This window comes from Motilimonas cestriensis, from assembly GCF_021295315.1.
Lineage (GTDB): Bacteria > Pseudomonadota > Gammaproteobacteria > Enterobacterales > CBDFNC01 > Motilimonas > Motilimonas cestriensis.
This window is the reverse complement of record NZ_JAIMJA010000020.1, coordinates 25,560-43,023: the sequence shown is the minus strand read 5'-3', so window position 1 is coordinate 43,023 and position 17,464 is coordinate 25,560. Positions and strand designations below refer to the sequence as shown.

Sequence of the window (17,464 nt, the reverse complement as noted above, 5' to 3'; positions counted from 1 at the left end):
TTAAGGCTTAGGCTGCTGATTGCCGGCTAAGCCTTACTTTTAATAGAGCTGGTTATTTGAAATTCTCTCTCGAGTATTAGCGTCAGCTCTTCAACATACTCAACTAACGCATCATTACTAATGAGTTTACTTAGTTCATTGCCAACTTGCGTAAACTTATAGTAATACAGCTTTAAGCGTTTACCGTTTGGTACTAAGCTGATGGGCAAGTCGTGATAATTAATATTAAGGGGTTGGCCTGGGCTCATTTCTCCCGACTCTAATTCACTTTGATAAATTAACCCTAAATCAGCCATTAGCATAACGTTAGAATAGGGAAAGCGAAACTTACCCAGTGATAGTTTTTGACTGTGCAGCGGTGTAAAAAGCTGAAATGACGTAGGTAAACGCACATAGCCGGTGATAATTTTTCGCGCCGGATCCCCTGCAAATGTTGAACTTAGCTGACATAATTTTTGAAAAATAATGGCTTCTCGGTTGGTCATTTGTTTCAGTGTTTCTAGGGCTCGTACTGAGTAGCTCGCTGGACTGGTAATTTCTTGCGCTAAAATTTTTCCCCACAATGCCTGCATATTTTTGCTACTGATGGTTTCTGCTAAACGCAAATAAGCTGACATCCAATCAGGATCAACTTCTCTTGCTGCATCATCTTCACCACATTCGGTATGAGTGGCTTGCATGATTTGTTCTAGATTATGTTGCTTTTGCGACAACTCTAAGGCCATGCGTTTTTTGGCCCTCGTTAGTACCGTACTGTCTGCAACATTAGTAAGGCCACCTTCAATTCCGTATTGGCGAGCTAATGCCATGGTTTTATGTTTACTATTAAAGAGCTGCTTTTCCGACTTTTCAGTTAGTTTATCAAGGGAGCTTTTTGCTTCAGCCATACCCTTTCCTCGTTTGTTATCATTATGTTAAACAATAGCAGTTGCGCATTGTTGCTGAAATGTTAAAATTATTAACAGGTAAAGCTAGCGTTTGTTATCCAATACAGATAGACAGGCTCTAAAGGAGAATGGCATGATTATTTTGAAAAAGAAAGTATGGAATATTCTGTTAGGTGTCGGCTATTTAGTGGGATTAGTGGCGTTGGCTGCTTACATTTACTGACCTTATTATCCCTCTGGGGCTCTGATTGGTGATAGTGGTAATTGAACTATCACCAATCAGAACGTTTCTTCTACTCTTCGTAAACCTCAACCTTAATACCTTCCATGGTGTATCCGACCGTCGCCAGATCATTACTCATGGTTTCTGCTTTAATCGTTCCTTCAATCCATACGGCGCCCCAAACATCATCAACGGGGGCACCTTTTGGATATTTGACGTAGATGATTTGGTTTGGTGGTGGTGGTGGTACGTGAATACAAGCGCCAAAGTAAGGTACCAAAAAGAACTCAGTAATCGTGTTTTCATCGCCCTCTAAAGGTACCACGAAGCCGGGTAGACGGATCGTTTTGCCATTAAGGTCACTGCGAACATTAACCTCTTGGCTTTGAGGTTGATTGACTACACTGCCATCATGGTTGAGTTCAGCGGCTTTAGCTTGTGCAATGCGCTCCGCTTCAGGTAATAATTCTTCCCATTCCATCGTTATCGCTTCAGCCTGAACCAGCATCGGCAAGGCGACTAAAGCGCTTAATATTATGTGTTTCAAGTATTTCATTGTTATATCCTAATAGTCATGCCGTCAGCAAGGGACATGCGGTATGCGCGCCATGCGGGAAATAAACCTATAATAAAACCAGATATTACCACGATCGATAATAAAATAAGTTCATATTGGGTTAAAGCAGATAACCGGACATAGATACCAAACATATCCATGGCAATAGGCCGTATTATCAAAATCAATCCATATAATAAACTCACTCCGGTTAAGGCTCCAGCCAGTGCGAGCAAGCCCGCTTCTGAAATTAACAAGCTAAATATATGGCCTGGTCTTGCGCCAACCGAGCGTAAGATGGCCATTTCACGGCGCCGTTCATTTAAGCTAGTGAGTAGAGTGGTTAACATGCCTAATAAACCAGACACCACGACAAAACCTGACACGACTAGTAAGGCATTCTCGGCCATGCTCATCGTACTCCATAGCTCTTGCAATGCCACCCCCGGAAGCACCGCCATTATCGCTTCTTGTTGGTATTCATTTATTTTCCGTTGTAATGCAAAGGTATGCATTTTGGATTTTAATCCTACAAGAAATGCCGTGATCACCTCAGGTTCAAGTGCTACTTGATCTAATTGATCTGCTTGCAGCTGACCGCCACGTGGGGCGCCATTTTGCCAACCAAAATGAATGGCTTCAATGCCTGCTAATGAAACATGCACCGTACGATCAACTGGGGTTCCTGTCGGGTCGAGAATACCCACGACCTTAAAGGGCAAGTTGTCGTGCTTAGTAAACGACACATCGCTGCTGCCGTGAGCGATAACGATCTCTTGGCCAAGTTGGTAGTTAAGCTTTTTCGCTACTTCCGCGCCAAGTACTGCTTCAATCGGGCTACCAAAAGACTGTCCTTGGTGAAAGTTTAAATGTTGCTTTTGGCCAAATCGGTAATATTTAAAGTAATCGGGTGTGGTGCCGAGCACGCGAAAACCACGGTGGGAATCACCCAGCGAGAAGGGAACGGTCCACTTTACTGCTTTATCGTTGGCAATTTCTTGGTAGGTTTGCCAAGAAATATTATTCGTGGCATTTCCTATTCTGAATACAGAGTAAAGTAAAAGCTGTACTTGCCCGGTACGCGCGCCAACAATTAAATCGGTACCTGATAGCGTATTAGCAAAGTTTTCTTTGGTTTGTGTTCTAACTCGCTCTACACCGAGTAATAAGGTGACGCTAAGGGCAATAGCAAATACCGTTAAAATGGCTGTGCCACGACGATTATATAAACTTTTGAGCGCTAATTTAGCAATGGCCATTTCATGCTCCTGTTTGAGTGGCTTTGTTAAGCGTTGGCAAGTCTATTTGATGGTCAAACAAACCTTGTAAGCTGGCATCGTGGCTGACAAAAATCAGACTAATATCCGTTTCCACACATTCGTTAAACAACAGCTTAATAAAAGACTCCCTGGCGTCAGTATCGAGGGATGAGGTGGGTTCATCGGCAATGATAAATTCAGGCTTGCCAATTAATGCTCGCGCTGCTGCCACACGCTGTTGCTGACCGATGCTGAGTTCGGTAACTTGGCGATGTATTAGTTGCGTGGGGATCTCGAGGTGACTCAGTAAACGCTTTGCTTCTTGCTCTAATGAGCCAGAGCTAGCCAGTGCTTTGTTTTTTCGCACTTTGGAGAAAAAACACGGTAACGTGACATTTTCAATCACACTCAAATAAGGTAATAGATTAAATTGTTGGAAAATATAACCTAAATGATCTGCTCTAAAGTGATCCCTCTGACTACCTTTTAGCGCAGTTAACTCTTTGCCTAGCATCGAGATTGTTCCGCTATAAGGTTGGTTAATGCCTGTCATAAGACCAAGTAGTGTCGATTTACCACAACCACTGGGACCTTTCAAAAATACTTTATCGCCTTTGTTAATACTAAGGTGATCTATCTCAATAGTGAGCGGTTGGCTTTTCAGCCAACCGAACTTGAGATCCTGAATAGTTAAAATAGGTAATTTATTCATGGATACTGAGCGAATGCTCCCTTACCAAGTTAATGAGTGATCTTTTGGTGTCAGAGTTTTAGCCATTTGTTGACTGTTGATGATACCTTGGATTTGCACTTTTTCGGTTAATAAGAAATGGTCAAATAAGCTAAATGAAAGAGATGATATTTCGTCGGGGTTAGCACATTCAAAGTGATAGCTTACAGTGACGTCAGAATGTGTATCTTGGTGAGTATCGTCATGATGTTCGTCGTCATGATGTTCGTCGTCATGATGTTCGTCGTCATGATGTTTGTCGTCATGATGTTTGTCGTCATGATGTTCATCTGCGCTTGCGTTCATAGTGAACAGTGCACTGTCGATATTGTGCTCTGTCACTTTACAACCTGCTGCGTCCGGTAAGACTAAAATATGCTTTGGTTGTGCGAGTAGAGATGTCACTTCAGCTAGTTTCTGCTTTTGCTCGTCATTTTTCGCCTGATGTTCAAAACCGAGTAAATTGGCCGCGGGTGACATCCAGTCAAAAGCGAGCTCATTACCTTCGAGCACTAAATCAATGTTAGCTGCGCCATGCTCATGGCTACCATGGGCGCGATGGTCATGATCGGCTGCCGTTGTTTGGCTACTGATACCGGCCAATGTGATAAGACTTAACGAGAACATCTTTTTTAAACGAAATTGCATGGTATAAACCTTTATAAATAGTTGTCATAGTGTTAATGAGAGAAAATAAATATTGATGACATGACTATAAAAAGGCGGTGCGCGGGGGCCTGCTGAATAGTAAGGGGTCGAAATGGGAATGATGGGCGAGCTGGTGACAAACAGTAGCATTGTGGTCATTACCACTGCAATCGCAACCGTTAAACTGGGGGGAGAATATTGCTTGATGTGAATACAAACAGCACATGGGCCATCATTGATAGTATTGACTTTAGTTAAATGGTCGTGTTGCCAGTGCAGCGCAAAAGCCCCTTGGCCAAGCAGCCAAAGGGTTAAACAGAGCATAGATAACAAACGCGGAGACGACAGCAAAAAATCCCTACAAAGCTAAACAACAAAACAAGTGTTATGTTATATCAACCTGTATGAAGTTTTTACTATTTATTTCCTCTTTTTTATCCAAACTCATCATAAGTAATGGCTCATCATTTATGAGCCACCGCTATGAGCGTTTAATATAAAGGTTCACTGATCATCGGCGTTTGTGTGGTCATCATTTCTTTTAGTAACGCAGGTGAACCCGTTAATAAAGTATGTTCATTATTATCAATCACAACAGGCGTGCCATTTGCGCCACTTCGCGCTTCAATGGTTAACCAAGCGGGTGATGCGCTACCGTTACTGTTAGCTGGGTAAACCAAAAACATACGATAGTCAGGTGCAATTTGACTGATCAAAGTTGCCAGTAGTAACGCTCGCTCATCGCTGTCAGCCACATTTTCTAATAGCACGGTTAAAGGAGGGGAGAAGCGATCATGATGCTCTTCAGCGTCAGGAATATTGAGTAGCCAGCTTTGTGCGTTTTGAATCGAAATCGATGCACCTTCATGGGATCTTAATTGCTCAGCTAAGCCACTAAATGATTGGCGGTAGCTGTAAAATATCTGTGAATAATTAGGTCTAATGCAAGGACCATCTAACTCATTTTGTGCCAAGCAAGGGCTCACTCTTAAAAAATTAAAAGCATCATCTTGATATTGATAATAGGCCTGCCAAAACAAAGTCGATTCAGGGCTGGCATCTTTCACTGAAAAAGCATGCTCGATACTGACAAATTTTGTCGCATGATCTGGTGATACTGAATTGATGCTGTCGAGTACATGCATAAGGCGAGGACCAATATAGCCATGTAATGCTCGGATAGGGGAGTTAAGGGTAAAGTTAATTTTTTGTTGGTCTTGCACCCCTTGCTTCACTTGATTACGAGTAAACAAGGCCTGCGCTACTTGTTGGCTACCAGATTCATTTTGCCAAAACCAGTCAAGCTTCAATGTTGATCCGGCGTCTTCTTGGGGGAGAACCGCAAACACTGAAGTGGATACCGTCAGTATCAGTAACATTATTAATTGCTTCATCATATCCACCTCATTAAAACTTGTCTCTATTTAACAAATAGGACAAAAACTCGATCTAGATCAAATTTTTTATTGTGTTTTTTTCTTGGTTAATGGAATAGATATTGCTTAACAAAAGAGCGTGTTTAGAACTAATTGATGGCTAAGCAAAGACTCTAGAGAGAATTGAGCAAATGAAATACAAACAATGGATCTTCATTTATTGCTGTCTGCAGGCATTGTTTCCGGTGTTAGCGGGCACGGTGACAGTGCAAAAAAGCACAGAGCAAAAACCTAACCCTTGGGCGCTTAAGCAGCAAATTTTGGCAGAAAACCAATGGCGTGAGCAGCTTAAATATCAGCAAGGGCTGAATTGGCTATACCAATTACCTGCGGGTTGTATCAGTTGGCCTAAACCCCAGTTGATTTATCAATGTAACGGCTTGTTTTACAGACCTTATCAAGGGATAGGGCAACCATTGTTTATGCCAATCGATCCGCCTGCAGAGATGGATCAGGCCAATCCAATTACACCATTACGCCATAGCCGGAATAAAAAAGGGCAAAGAAAACCTAATTAAGTGCTGACTTGGCTGTGCGCCAGCTCGGTTTAAGTTATGGGTGTTCTAGCCTTAGTTTTGTGGTTACGTTAACATGCTTTCAATGGAGCCTAAGTCGTTGCTGGGCTCAATAAATTATACAGAGAGAGCAGTATGCACATTCATATTCTAGGCATTTGCGGCACCTTTATGGGTGGTTTAGCCATTTTGGCCAAGCAATTAGGGCACCGGGTAACGGGCTCGGACGCCAACGTTTATCCTCCCATGAGTACACAACTTGAAGAGCAAGGCATAGAATTAATTCAAGGGTACGATCCTTCTCAACTGGCTCCCGCGCCAGACTTGATTGTCGTTGGTAACGCCATGAGCCGTGGTAACCCTTGTGTTGAAGCCATGCTTAATCTTAACTTGCCTTACATTTCTGGGCCGCAATGGCTGAACGAATTTGTGCTCAAAGATAAATGGGTGCTAGCGGCATCGGGGACTCATGGTAAAACCTCTACCTCCAGTATGTTAGCTTGGGTATTAGAGTTTGCGGGGATGGCACCGGGTTTCCTTATTGGCGGTGTGCCAGAAAATTTCGGCATTTCTGCTCGGTTGGGCGAAACGCCGTTTTTTGTAATTGAAGCCGATGAATATGACAGTGCTTTCTTTGATAAGCGTTCGAAGTTCGTTCACTACAAACCACGCACGCTGATTATTAATAACTTGGAATTTGATCATGCAGATATTTTTGCTGATCTCGCCGCTATTCAACGTCAGTTCCATCACCTTGTCCGTCTTGTTCCGCAACAAGGGCAAATCATTTATCCAACCCAAACACCAGCCATTGACCAAGTATTAGAGCAAGGATGCTGGAGTGAGTTGCAAACATTAAATGGTGATTGGTCAGCGGAAAAGGTGATTGCTGATGGCACCGTATTCGATGTTTTTTACCAACAGCAACTACAAGGGCGCGTGAGCTGGTCTTTATTAGGAGATCATAATATTGCTAATGCGTTAGCCACCATTGCCGCAGCGAAACATGTTGGCGTGCTGCCTGAACACAGTATTGCGGCGTTAGGTGAGTTTAAAAATGCCAAACGTCGAATGGAGCTAAAAGGCGAGGTGGCCGGCATCAAGGTTTATGATGATTTTGCCCATCACCCCACAGCAATCAAAACAACATTAGCAGGACTGCGGGCTAAGGTCGGTAAAGGGCGTATTCTAGCTGTATTAGAGCCGCGCTCCAACACCATGAAAATGGGCACTCACCAACATGAATTAGTCACGTCATTACAAACCGCGGATATGATCTATTGCTTGCAGCCAGAAGGGCTTAACTGGTCATTACCCGCATGTTTTAGTAATAGTGATACCCCCGCCATCATTGAATCTGATCTCAGTGCCTTACTTGAACATATACTGTTGCAAGTAAAATCAGGAGATAGCGTATTAATCATGAGTAATGGTGGTTTTGGTGGTATTCATCAGCGGTTGATTGAGCGACTGGCTCAGCGAGAGGAGTTATAGTGAGACAATTTAACGGTAGCTTAACCTTAGGCTTAACCGGTGCCTCTGGTGCTGCTTATGGCACCAGACTCTTATCTGCTTTAGTTCGGGCGGGTTACCAAGTGCATTTTTTAATGTCAGATGCAGCCAAAATAGTGGTGCGAACTGAGTTAGAAGAAATATGGCCCGATGAGCCAGAGGCATTAGCGACGCATTTAACCGAGCAACATCAAGCTCAGCCGGAACAAATTAAGGTCTGGGCATCGAAAGATTGGTTTTCTCCCGTCGCATCGGGCTCTGGCGCACCAAAAACCATGGTGATTTGCCCCTGTAGTGGCGGCACGTTAGCAGCGATCGCTCACGGCTTATCCGATAATTTAGTCGAGCGTGCGGCTGATGTGATTTTAAAAGAGCGAGGCCGGTTAATATTGGTGCCGCGCGAAACGCCATTTTCGACGCTACATTTACAAAATATGCTGAGCCTATCGCAAATGGGGGTAACTATTATGCCTGCAGCGCCAGGCTTTTATCATAAACCAAGTTCAATAGATGAGTTGCTCGATTTTATGGTGGCGCGAATTCTTGACCATTTAGGCATTGATAATAATGCTAGTCAGCGCTGGGGTTGTGAGGATTAGTGTAAGGGCTAATATTGAAGACCAAAAAAAGCTGCCAAGGCAGCTTTTGTATTATCTATTATTACTTAGCGGTTGGCCGTAAGATGGCGGTGATATAGTTATAAACAAACTCTATCACTTTGTCTTGCGACGGATTGCTAGGCTGGTTGATCATTTGAATGATCATATAGCCACAACCTGTTAACGCACGACAGAACTCATCGACGGTTAAGCTACATTCAAAGGTGTTGTTATCAAACCCAGGCTTAATGACTTTTTTCATTAATTCCGTGTTATGCGCTAGCAATTTGAGATAGCGAGGCCAGATTTCTTCACGAACTGAAGAACTCCATTCTAACCAAATGTGCGTATAATCGGGTTTGGTATAAGCCGCTTCTACTACAAAGGCAATGTAATCGTGGATGGTTTCCATCGGATCTTTACTTTGCACAAATGCGGCAGAGGCAATACCTCTGAAGTAAAGCTCTACTTCGGTGAGTACAGCGTTTACTAGGTCTTCTCGGGTGTTAAAATAGTTAAACACCGTGGCGACTGATACTTGAGCTAACTCAGCAATTTCTGCATGGCCTGCACGTCCGATTCCTCGTTTAGAGAAAACTTCAAGTGCACATTCCATGAGCTGTTTGCGGCGGGCTTCCGGTGCCAATCTTGTTCGGCGTCTAAATTCTGCGCGTGGTTCCATGATATTGTCTACTGTCTACTGCTGTTATTATTATGAAAATATAATTTTATTTTATACGGCGGAAGACTATCATTTACGGCCATATTAGTACACTCAATAGACTGTAAAATTACATTTTCAGTATATTAAAAACGTATAACTCAGAATAATTCACCACTTGAGTTTGAACTGACCGAGTTTTGTTAGTTACTAATTTATTATTAACCTTGTTATTAAAAAAGCAATATTTAGGAATCGATTATGAAACATTCAGTAGAGGTTTTAATCTCTGAGCAAGATGTACAACAACGTGTCAGTGAAATGGCCAAAGAAATAGAATTAAAATACAAAGATACTGAATGCTTAGTCATGATAGGTTTGTTGAGAGGCTCTTGTATTTTATTGGCTGACTTAAGTCGAAAAGTAAACTTGCCAGTGCAATTAGACTTTATGACAGCATCAAGTTACGGTAATAAAATGGAAAGTTCACGTGAAGTAAAAATCAAAAAAGACTTGGATGATGAAATCCGCGGTAAAGACGTGGTGATAGTTGAAGACATCATCGACACCGGTTTTACCTTAAACAAAATTCGTGAAATGCTACTGATGCGTGATCCTGCATCTCTGACTATCTGTACCCTACTCGACAAGCCGGTTCGTCGCCAGGTTGAAGTACCGGTTGATTGGGTAGGTTTTTCAATTCCTGATGAATTTGTAGTTGGTTATGGCATCGATTACGCGCAAAAATATAGAAATTTACCTTTCATCGGTAAAGTAGTACCTGAATAATACGCCCATTATATAAGGGTTTAACCGCTCAAATCGAGGTGTGTTAATTCAGTCATAATTAATAAAAGGATGACTTTGTTGAACGCAATTGAAATTAAAAATTTAATAAAAATTTATAAAGATGGTAATACGGCTTTAAAGGGAATTAGTTTGACAGTCAAGCAAGGTGATTTTTATGCGTTGCTTGGTCCTAATGGCGCAGGAAAATCGACAACTATTGGTATTTTAAGTTCACTCGTGAATAAAACTTCAGGCGAAGTGAAAATATTTGGTGACGATATAGACACGCACCTTGAAGATGCCAAACGCCATATAGGTTTAGTACCTCAGGAATTTAATTTCAATCAATTTGAAGCGGTTGAACAAATATTAGTGAATCAAGCAGGCTATTATGGCTTACCTCGTAAAGAGGCGTGGCAACGTGCTGAAATCTGTTTAAAGCAGTTAGATTTGTGGGATAAACGGAAACAGCAAAGTCGCACCTTATCGGGGGGAATGAAGCGTCGTTTAATGATAGCAAGGGCCTTGATGCATCAGCCTAAACTACTGATTTTAGATGAGCCAACCGCCGGTGTAGACATTGAGCTAAGACGCTCAATGTGGGTTTTCTTGCAGCAGCTAAATAAGGAGGGGATTACCATAGTGTTAACCACTCACTACTTGGAAGAAGCCGAAACCTTGTGTCGAAATATTGGCATCATTAATCAAGGTGAGCTGATTGAAAATACCAGCATGAAGTCTTTGCTTGCGCGTATTGCGAAAGAGACTTTTGTGCTCGACACCAGTACCTTGCCAGAGCAATTGCAGTTAGGGCCGGAGTTTACTCGCATCGACGAGCACACTTTAGAAGTAGAAGTACTGAAAGATGAAGGTCTTAATGCCACTTTTGCAAAACTTAGTGAACTAGGGGTGCAAGTGCTGAGTATGCGCAATAAGAGTAATCGACTGGAAGAGCTATTTGTTGAACTGGTACAACAAGGAAGTCACTAAAATGAAAGGTCAGCTGTATTTCACTGCTTTTAAAAGTATCTTAATTAAAGAAATCTATCGTTTTACACGTATTTGGGTACAAACCTTAGTGCCGCCTGCGATCACTATGAGCCTTTATTTCGTTATTTTTGGTAACTTGATCGGCTCTCGCATTGGTGAGATGGGTGGCGTGAGCTATATGTCTTTCATTGTACCGGGTTTAATTATGATGTCGGTAATTACTAACTCATACTCGAATGTGGCTTCTTCATTTTATAGCGCTAAATTTCAGCGTAATGTGGAAGAGTTGCTGGTGGCGCCTGTACCAAATCACATTATGATTTTGGGTTACATCGGTGGCGGCGTGGTTCGTGGGCTATTGGTTGGCCTGATTGTCACCTGTATCTCGCAGTTTTTTGTTACTTTACAGATCCACCACTTATTTATTTTAGTGGTCACAGTGTTATTGACGTCTATCACCTTTTCTCTAGCCGGATTGATCAATGCCATATTTGCCAAGAGCTTTGATGACATCAGTATCATCCCTACGTTTGTACTCACTCCGCTAACCTATTTAGGCGGCGTATTTTACTCTATTAGTATGCTGCCCGATTTCTGGCAGGGGGTGTCTCAACTAAACCCGATTGTGTACATGATTAATGCCTTTCGCTACGGCTTCTTAGGTGTGTCTGACGTATCAGTTTGGGTCTCATTGTTAGTGATTTGCAGCTTCATTGCTGTGTTCTATAGCGTCGCATATTATTTAGTAAACAAAGGTATAGGGTTAAGAAGTTGAACGAATTGGGTAATTCTCGCAAGGTTATTTCAAATCAAGTTGGGCTTAATGAGCAACTTGAAACTGTGGTGCGCAAACATTTATCAACAGACTTTAAAAAACCGTATCAAGAGCATACGTTAGCTGCATTTAATACGTTAGCAAAGCAACTAGCGGGTGATAGTCGTCCCATTATTTTTGATTCATGTTGTGGTGTTGGTGAAAGCACGGTGAAGATTGCACAATTGCATCCAGAGGCGGTGGTGATTGGTTTAGATAAGTCAGCCCATCGCTTGGCAAAAACACCTATCAGCCTACCTGACAATGCCGTGTTACTGCAGGTTGATTTGAATGACTTTTGGCGTTTAGCGGTAGAGGCGGGCTGGCAATTAAGTCATCATTACCTGCTCTACCCAAACCCTTGGCCAAAAGCAAAGCACTTTCAACGTCGCTGGCACGGTAGCTCGGTCTTTCCCTATATTCTCAAACTCGGTGGTAAGTTAGAGGTGCGCAGCAATTGGCAAACCTATGTCGATGAATTTGCAGCATCGTTAGCCATCGCAGGCTTTGATACCAAGGTCGAGCAATATCAAAGTGATGAGGCAATCACGCCATTTGAGCGAAAATACTGGGCAAGTGGCCAAGATTCGTGGCGCTTGCAGTTGAATTTGTAATTTTTCACAGGCAATAAAAAAAGGACGATAATTCGTCCTTTTTTTATGTGTGGCGAAAGCGGTTAGCTTAAGCGACTTGGATCGGCACGTCTTTACTGGTGCGTACAATGTTATTTTGCGCATCAAGGTAAACTAAGCTTGGTTTATGCTGTTTGATTTCAGCATCATTCATTGAAGCGTAGGTACAAATGATCACGCGATCGCCTACTGCAGCCATGCGCGCTGCTGCGCCATTAACTGAAATGATTTTCGAACCACGCTCACCGACGATGGCGTAAGTTGAAAAACGCGCACCGTTTTCAATGTTATATATTTCTATTTTTTCGTACTCAAGAATACCGGCCGCTTCCAAAAAATCCTGGTCGATGGCACATGAGCCCTCATAATTAAGCTCTGCGTGAGTAATACGCGCTTGGTGCAGTTTGCCTGTTAACATTACCTTTTGCATGGCAATTTCTTCTCCGTATTCAGCTCAAATGAACTAGGGGCTATTTGAGCGGTGAAATATAAAATAAAATGTTTAAGGGTGCAAATTTACTGTGCGATTATCAATCAATCTCGCTTTGCCTAAAAAGGCCGCCATTAATATCACCGCGGTATGACTGGTGGCAGATAGTGGCAGTAAAGATTCAGCATCGACAATATCAATTTGATCCGTTTTAAACCCTTTGGCATCGAGTTGGTTACTAAATTCATTTACGAGCGATGTGACATCTCGTTCACCAGCAGCCATTTTAGTTGCGATGGCTTGCATGACTTGATGCAAATAGGGCGCGAGTGCTAATTCTTCAGGTGTTAGGTAGCCATTACGCGAACTAAGGGCTAAACCTGACTCGGCGCGTACTGTAGGCACACTAATAATGTCGATGGGCAAGGCAAGATCGGTCGTCATTTTTCGGATCAGTGCCAGTTGCTGAAAATCTTTTTCGCCAAAACAGGCCACATCAGGTTGCACAATATTAAATAGCTTGGTGACTACGGTGCTAACGCCACGAAAGTGGCCCGGTCGTAAGGCTCCCTCTAGTAGCTCTGAAATACCTGGCACATGAACATAAGTGTGACTATCGATACCTTGCGGATAAATAATCTCTGGCGTCGGAGTGAAGAGTAAATCGGCGTGATTGGCGACTAATAATTGCGCATCTTGATCTAGGGTTCGTGGGTAGGCTTGTAAATCCGTGGCACTATCAAACTGCATTGGATTAACAAAAATGCTTACCACCACCTTATCAGCATGTTGCTTAGCGGTTTTCACCAAGGTTAGGTGGCCTTGATGAAGGTTACCCATAGTGGGGACAAACGCTACCTTTAACCCTTGTTGACGCCACTCTTTTACCGTGGCGCGAATTTGCTCAATATTATGGGTGATGTCCATTATTAATGCCTAATAAAAACTGTGCTCTTGGGCGGGAAATTCACCACTTTCAACTTGGCTTTTATACAAGGCCACGGCCTTTCTAATGTCGCCGGTTTCAGTGAGAAAGTTTTTTGAAAACTTAGGGCAAAAGCCTGCTGAAATGCCAAACGCATCATGCATGACTAGAATTTGTCCATCGGTAACATTACCGGCACCAATACCAATAACGGGGATGCTCAGTGCTTGAGTAATTTTTTCTGCAACAGGAACGGGTACACATTCAAGAACTAATAATTGTATACCGGCTGTTTCTAGTGCTAATGCGTCTTGTAGCAGTTGCTCGGCTTGCGCTTCACCGCGCCCTTGGACTTTATAACCGCCAAAGACGTTGACAGATTGCGGTGTGAGACCTAAATGACCACAAACAGGCACGCCACGTTGGGTTAAGCCTGTAATGGTTTCTGTTAACCATTGTCCGCCCTCAAGTTTAACCATATGGGCTCCAGCACGCATCAGTTGCGCTGAACTGGCATAAGTTTGCTCTGGGCTTGAGTACGTCATAAAGGGTAAGTCTGCAATCACTAACGCTTTTTCTGCACCGGCTTTGACTGCGCGGGTGTGATAGCAAATATCGTCAATGGTCACAGGTAAAGTAGAATCATGGCCTTGAAGTACCATCCCTAAAGAGTCGCCAATCAGCAATACCTGAATGCCTACTTGATCAAATAAGCTGGCAAAACTGGCATCATAGGCAGTAATACAGGTTATTTTTTGCTGCTCTTGCTTCATTTTCAATAGGCGGGATGCGGATATTTTACTCATCTTGTCTCCATTACGGTCAGCCAGTATAAAAGGCTAACTGGCCTGATAGATTTCTAAGCCATTTCTGTCACATTGAGCAGCAAGGCTGATTAGACTAGCACCACAAGGCAGCATAAGCTGCGGTGCTATCTCTAAAAGGGGGTATATTACAAACTCTCGCTGTTTCATGCCATAGTGCGGCACAGTTAAACGCGTGTTATTAATGTTTTCTTGACCATACAACAGAATATCAAGATCTAAGGTACGTGGACCCCAGCGTTCATCTTTACGTTCGCGGCCATGCTCTAATTCAATTTTTTGCAGTAAATCCAGTAACGCAAGGGGGGGAAGAGCGGTTTCTAGGGCGATAACGCCATTAATATAGTCGGGCTGATCTTGTGGCCCCATCGGCGCACTGCGATACAGGCTCGACACAGCTGTAATGTTCAACTCAGCAGTTTGTTTGAGCACGGTGATTGCCGACAGTGCTTTATTAACTGGATCGCCCTGGTTACTGCCCAGAGCGATGTAGCAGAGTGTGGTAGAGCTTGGCATTATGACGCTGGCCTAGGCTTTTTTTTGTAGTAACGACGTTTTTTAGTCGCAGGTTTACTTAATTTAGCCACCATCGAGCGCTTACCGTCTTCATCTTGCTCTTGGAAATCAGTCCACCATTCAAACAGCTCAACTAATTCTCCGCCTTCGTTATCGGCACGCAGTTGCAAAAAGTCGTAGGCAGCACGAAATTTAGGATGATGGAAGATGCGGTAAGCATGTTTGCCATAACGCTTTGACATCCGCGTTTGCAATACCCAAATATCACGCATGGTCGAGGTAAAGCGTTTCGGGATGGCTACACTTTTCACTTGGAAATCGAGCACTTCGTTCATCGCCATTAAAAACGCGTCGTTAAATGGCAGACCACTTTCAGTTAGAATTTCTTGGGTCTTTTGCTCTACTGGATACCATAGAATAGCGGCATACAAGAAGGCTGGGGTGACGCGTTTGTCGGCTTGAATACGTTCATCGGTATTGGCCAGTGCCGCATGGATCAATGCTTCTGATTTAGGATCGTCCCCGTTGACGAAAGATACCGGGTAAAGCTGTTGTAATAGCTGGTATTGCTGCAGCATTTTGTAAGTCGCTAAACCTTGGCCTGATAACATCAGTTTTAAGCTTTCTTCAAATAAACGTGCAGGTGGAATATCTTTCAATAGCGGTGCTAATTTTGAAATTGGCGCTTTGGTGCGTTCACTAATTTCCATCTGTAGTTTAACCGCAAAACGTACGGCGCGAAGCATGCGCACGGGGTCTTCACGATAGCGCGTTTCCGGATCGCCAATTAACTCAATACGACGACACTCAAGATCGTCTAGGCCATGACAAAAATCACGCAAGGAAAAATCAGCAATGTCATAGTAAAGGGCATTTACGGTGAAATCACGGCGTTCGGCATCTTCTTCTATTGAGCCGTATACGTTGTCACGCAGCAGCATGCCTTCTTGCGATTGTGAAGAGGTATTCTTTTCGGTTTCTTCTTCACTATGATGACCACGTAAGGTCGCCACTTCAATAATGTCGCGACCAAATAAAATATGCGCCAAGCGAAAACGACGGCCAACTAAACGGCAATTTCTAAACAGCTTTTTAACTTGCTCTGGCGTCGCATCGGTTGCGATATCAAAGTCTTTTGGTTTTAACCCGAGTAATAGATCGCGAACACCGCCACCGACTAGGTAAGCTTTGTGGCCTGATTTATGTAGGCGATACAATACTTTTAATGCATTTTCACTAATATCATTACGTGAAATGCTGTGCTCACTGCGGTGAATAGCGGTGCTATTACTACTGGCTACTGGCACATTCGCTTTAGCCTCTTTAGGTTGGGCTGGCGTAATGGTGGTCGGGGTGTTTGCTGACGCAGCGGGAGCCGTGCGCGGTTGAGATTTTTTACTCAACACTTTTTTGCAAAATTCTTTTATACGCTTAATGGTCTATGTCCTCTAGATCGCGCTGATATTTTAGGCGCCTATAATATGCAAGGGTTAAGTTAAACACAACTTAACTCCGTATTTGTTCCGTATTCGCTCGGGGGATTCACAAAATATGTGCTGTAGTTTTGTGAAGGCAACCCTAAATCAGCTCATTAACTGAGTATTATTTCTTCTTGGTGCGCTACTTTATCTAACGACCAATGGTCAACAGCCCAATTTAGCAGGGTTTGTTGACCGCTTGATTGCAATTCTGGTGGTGGTTGTTGGCCAAGAAATGCAAGCGCTTGCCAAGTGGTTAATGTGACATCCAAGTCTGAAATTGCCGGGGCGTGATTTTGTTTCGACAATTTAAAGCCAGGCTCTGTCACCGCTAAGGGTAAATGTACATAATCTGGCACGGGCGCTTTGAGTTGTTGCATCAGGCCTATTTGCCTTGCTGTGGGTAGCAGTAAGTCTGCGCCTCTGACAACTTCGGTAATGCCTTGTTGAATGTCGTCTAAGGTGACCGCTAAGTTATAGGCAAACAAACCATCTTTACGCTTAATAATAAAATCTTCCGTCGCCATATTATGAGGAATCGAAACCTCACCTTGCAGCTTATCAATGAATGCGCTGACACCTTTATCCACTTGTAAGCGAATTGCACGATCTTGAGGGTCTAAGCCAAGTTGACGACAATGGCCCAAATAAAGACCACCTTGTTGTTTAATCTGCGCTCGGGTGCATTGGCAAGCGTAACATAAGCCCCGTTGCTTTAGCTCTGCTATCACGTCCTCGTAATAGTCAGACTGTTGGCTTTGATACCGTACTTCTTGATCCCAATGTAAGCCATATTGTTCTAAGCTCCGCAAAATGGCTTGATCTGCGCCAGCTACTTCACGCGGTGGATCGATATCTTCTATCCGTACTAACCAACTTCCTTGCTGCGATTTTGCTTGTAAATAGCTACCGAGTGCGGCAATCAGTGAACCAAAATGCAACGGTCCCGAGGGGCTAGGAGCAAAACGGCCAATGTAGTGGTGTGCTGAAGAGTCTTTGCTAGGGGGGATCATTAGAAGTATTTAAACACGCGTTAAAGT

21 protein-coding genes are annotated in these 17,464 nt (G+C 43.3%); 7 read left to right on the top strand and 14 right to left on the bottom strand.

All coding sequences use genetic code 11. The features are described 5' to 3' along the window. Positions 1-26 precede the first annotated feature (26 nt). The 7 genes from K6Y31_RS17105 to K6Y31_RS17075 all read right to left on the bottom strand — a co-directional run bounded on the left by K6Y31_RS17105 (position 27) and on the right by K6Y31_RS17075 (position 5,700). Positions 27-887 (bottom strand): TIGR03899 family protein, encoded by an 861-nt coding sequence (locus tag K6Y31_RS17105; protein ID WP_233054150.1) that lies wholly within the window; start codon positions 885-887, stop codon positions 27-29. A 293-nt stretch (positions 888-1,180) separates the two neighbouring features. Continuing rightward, positions 1,181-1,666: a DUF3299 domain-containing protein gene (locus K6Y31_RS17100; protein WP_233054149.1), complete on the bottom strand. Its 486-nt coding sequence runs from the start codon at positions 1,664-1,666 to the stop codon at positions 1,181-1,183. A gap of 2 nt (positions 1,667-1,668) precedes the next feature. Then, the gene (locus K6Y31_RS17095) at positions 1,669-2,925 is read right to left on the bottom strand and encodes an ABC transporter permease (RefSeq protein ID WP_233054148.1); all 1,257 of its coding nucleotides are present in this window, start codon (positions 2,923-2,925) and stop codon (positions 1,669-1,671) included. 1 nt (position 2,926) lies between these two features. Next, positions 2,927-3,622 carry an ABC transporter ATP-binding protein gene (locus K6Y31_RS17090; protein WP_233054179.1) on the bottom strand — a complete coding sequence of 232 codons (696 nt, stop codon included), beginning with the start codon at positions 3,620-3,622 and terminating at the stop codon, positions 2,927-2,929. Between the two features lie 36 nt (positions 3,623-3,658). Beyond that, positions 3,659-4,303, bottom strand: coding sequence for a DUF2796 domain-containing protein (locus K6Y31_RS17085; protein WP_233054147.1), 645 nt, complete (start codon positions 4,301-4,303; stop codon positions 3,659-3,661). A 24-nt stretch (positions 4,304-4,327) separates the two neighbouring features. Then, positions 4,328-4,654, bottom strand: coding sequence for a hypothetical protein (locus tag K6Y31_RS17080; RefSeq protein WP_233054146.1), 327 nt, complete (start codon positions 4,652-4,654; stop codon positions 4,328-4,330). A 140-nt stretch (positions 4,655-4,794) separates the two neighbouring features. Next, entirely contained in the window at positions 4,795-5,700 is a 906-nt protein-coding gene (locus K6Y31_RS17075; RefSeq protein WP_233054145.1) for a hypothetical protein, read from the bottom strand. Positions 5,701-5,870: 170 nt separating this feature from the next. On the opposite strand from K6Y31_RS17075, the gene K6Y31_RS17070 reads away from it, so the two are divergent. From K6Y31_RS17070 to K6Y31_RS17060, 3 genes are all read left to right on the top strand, one after another. Further along, positions 5,871-6,257, top strand: a complete 387-nt coding sequence (locus tag K6Y31_RS17070; protein WP_233054144.1) for a hypothetical protein — start codon at positions 5,871-5,873, stop codon at positions 6,255-6,257. 132 nt (positions 6,258-6,389) lie between these two features. Continuing rightward, the gene (gene mpl, locus K6Y31_RS17065; RefSeq protein WP_233054143.1) at positions 6,390-7,748 is read left to right on the top strand and encodes a UDP-N-acetylmuramate:L-alanyl-gamma-D-glutamyl-meso-diaminopimelate ligase; all 1,359 of its coding nucleotides are present in this window, start codon (positions 6,390-6,392) and stop codon (positions 7,746-7,748) included. After that, positions 7,748-8,365, top strand: coding sequence for a flavin prenyltransferase UbiX (locus tag K6Y31_RS17060; protein WP_233054142.1), 618 nt, complete (start codon positions 7,748-7,750; stop codon positions 8,363-8,365). The genes mpl and K6Y31_RS17060 overlap by 1 nt, the downstream gene beginning before the upstream one ends. A 61-nt stretch (positions 8,366-8,426) precedes the next feature. Here K6Y31_RS17060 and K6Y31_RS17055 read toward each other — a convergent pair whose 3' ends face one another. Continuing rightward, positions 8,427-9,047: a TetR/AcrR family transcriptional regulator gene (locus K6Y31_RS17055; RefSeq protein WP_233054141.1), complete on the bottom strand. Its 621-nt coding sequence runs from the start codon at positions 9,045-9,047 to the stop codon at positions 8,427-8,429. A 240-nt stretch (positions 9,048-9,287) separates the two neighbouring features. On the opposite strand from K6Y31_RS17055, the gene hpt reads away from it, so the two are divergent. The 4 genes from hpt to trmB all read left to right on the top strand — a co-directional run bounded on the left by hpt (position 9,288) and on the right by trmB (position 12,233). Further along, entirely contained in the window at positions 9,288-9,815 is a 528-nt protein-coding gene (gene hpt / locus K6Y31_RS17050; RefSeq protein WP_233054140.1) for a hypoxanthine phosphoribosyltransferase, read from the top strand. 69 nt (positions 9,816-9,884) lie between these two features. Then, positions 9,885-10,805, top strand: a complete 921-nt coding sequence (locus tag K6Y31_RS17045) for an ABC transporter ATP-binding protein (protein ID WP_233054139.1) — start codon at positions 9,885-9,887, stop codon at positions 10,803-10,805. A gap of 1 nt (position 10,806) precedes the next feature. Beyond that, complete coding sequence (locus tag K6Y31_RS17040; protein ID WP_233054138.1) at positions 10,807-11,580, top strand: ABC transporter permease; 774 nt, start codon at positions 10,807-10,809, stop codon at positions 11,578-11,580. Further along, complete coding sequence (gene trmB, locus K6Y31_RS17035; protein ID WP_233054137.1) at positions 11,577-12,233, top strand: tRNA (guanine(46)-N(7))-methyltransferase TrmB; 657 nt, start codon at positions 11,577-11,579, stop codon at positions 12,231-12,233. The genes K6Y31_RS17040 and trmB overlap by 4 nt, the downstream gene beginning before the upstream one ends. Before the next feature lie 67 nt (positions 12,234-12,300). On the opposite strand, the gene panD is transcribed toward trmB, so the two are convergent. The 6 genes from panD to gluQRS form a co-directional block, all read right to left on the bottom strand. Further along, positions 12,301-12,681, bottom strand: a complete 381-nt coding sequence (panD, locus tag K6Y31_RS17030; protein ID WP_233054136.1) for an aspartate 1-decarboxylase — start codon at positions 12,679-12,681, stop codon at positions 12,301-12,303. A gap of 72 nt (positions 12,682-12,753) precedes the next feature. Then, positions 12,754-13,608, bottom strand: coding sequence for a pantoate--beta-alanine ligase (gene panC, locus K6Y31_RS17025; protein WP_233054135.1), 855 nt, complete (start codon positions 13,606-13,608; stop codon positions 12,754-12,756). 9 nt (positions 13,609-13,617) lie between these two features. Beyond that, positions 13,618-14,412, bottom strand: a complete 795-nt coding sequence (gene panB, locus K6Y31_RS17020; RefSeq protein WP_233054134.1) for a 3-methyl-2-oxobutanoate hydroxymethyltransferase — start codon at positions 14,410-14,412, stop codon at positions 13,618-13,620. Positions 14,413-14,445: 33 nt separating this feature from the next. Beyond that, complete coding sequence (gene folK / locus K6Y31_RS17015) at positions 14,446-14,946, bottom strand: 2-amino-4-hydroxy-6-hydroxymethyldihydropteridine diphosphokinase (protein WP_233054133.1); 501 nt, start codon at positions 14,944-14,946, stop codon at positions 14,446-14,448. Beyond that, positions 14,946-16,223 (bottom strand): polynucleotide adenylyltransferase PcnB, encoded by a 1,278-nt coding sequence (gene pcnB, locus K6Y31_RS17010; protein WP_233054178.1) that lies wholly within the window; start codon positions 16,221-16,223, stop codon positions 14,946-14,948. Before pcnB ends, folK begins: the two co-directional genes overlap by 1 nt. 314 nt (positions 16,224-16,537) lie before the next feature. Further along, complete coding sequence (gene gluQRS / locus K6Y31_RS17005; RefSeq protein WP_233054132.1) at positions 16,538-17,437, bottom strand: tRNA glutamyl-Q(34) synthetase GluQRS; 900 nt, start codon at positions 17,435-17,437, stop codon at positions 16,538-16,540. Between the last annotated feature and the right edge of the window lie 27 nt (positions 17,438-17,464).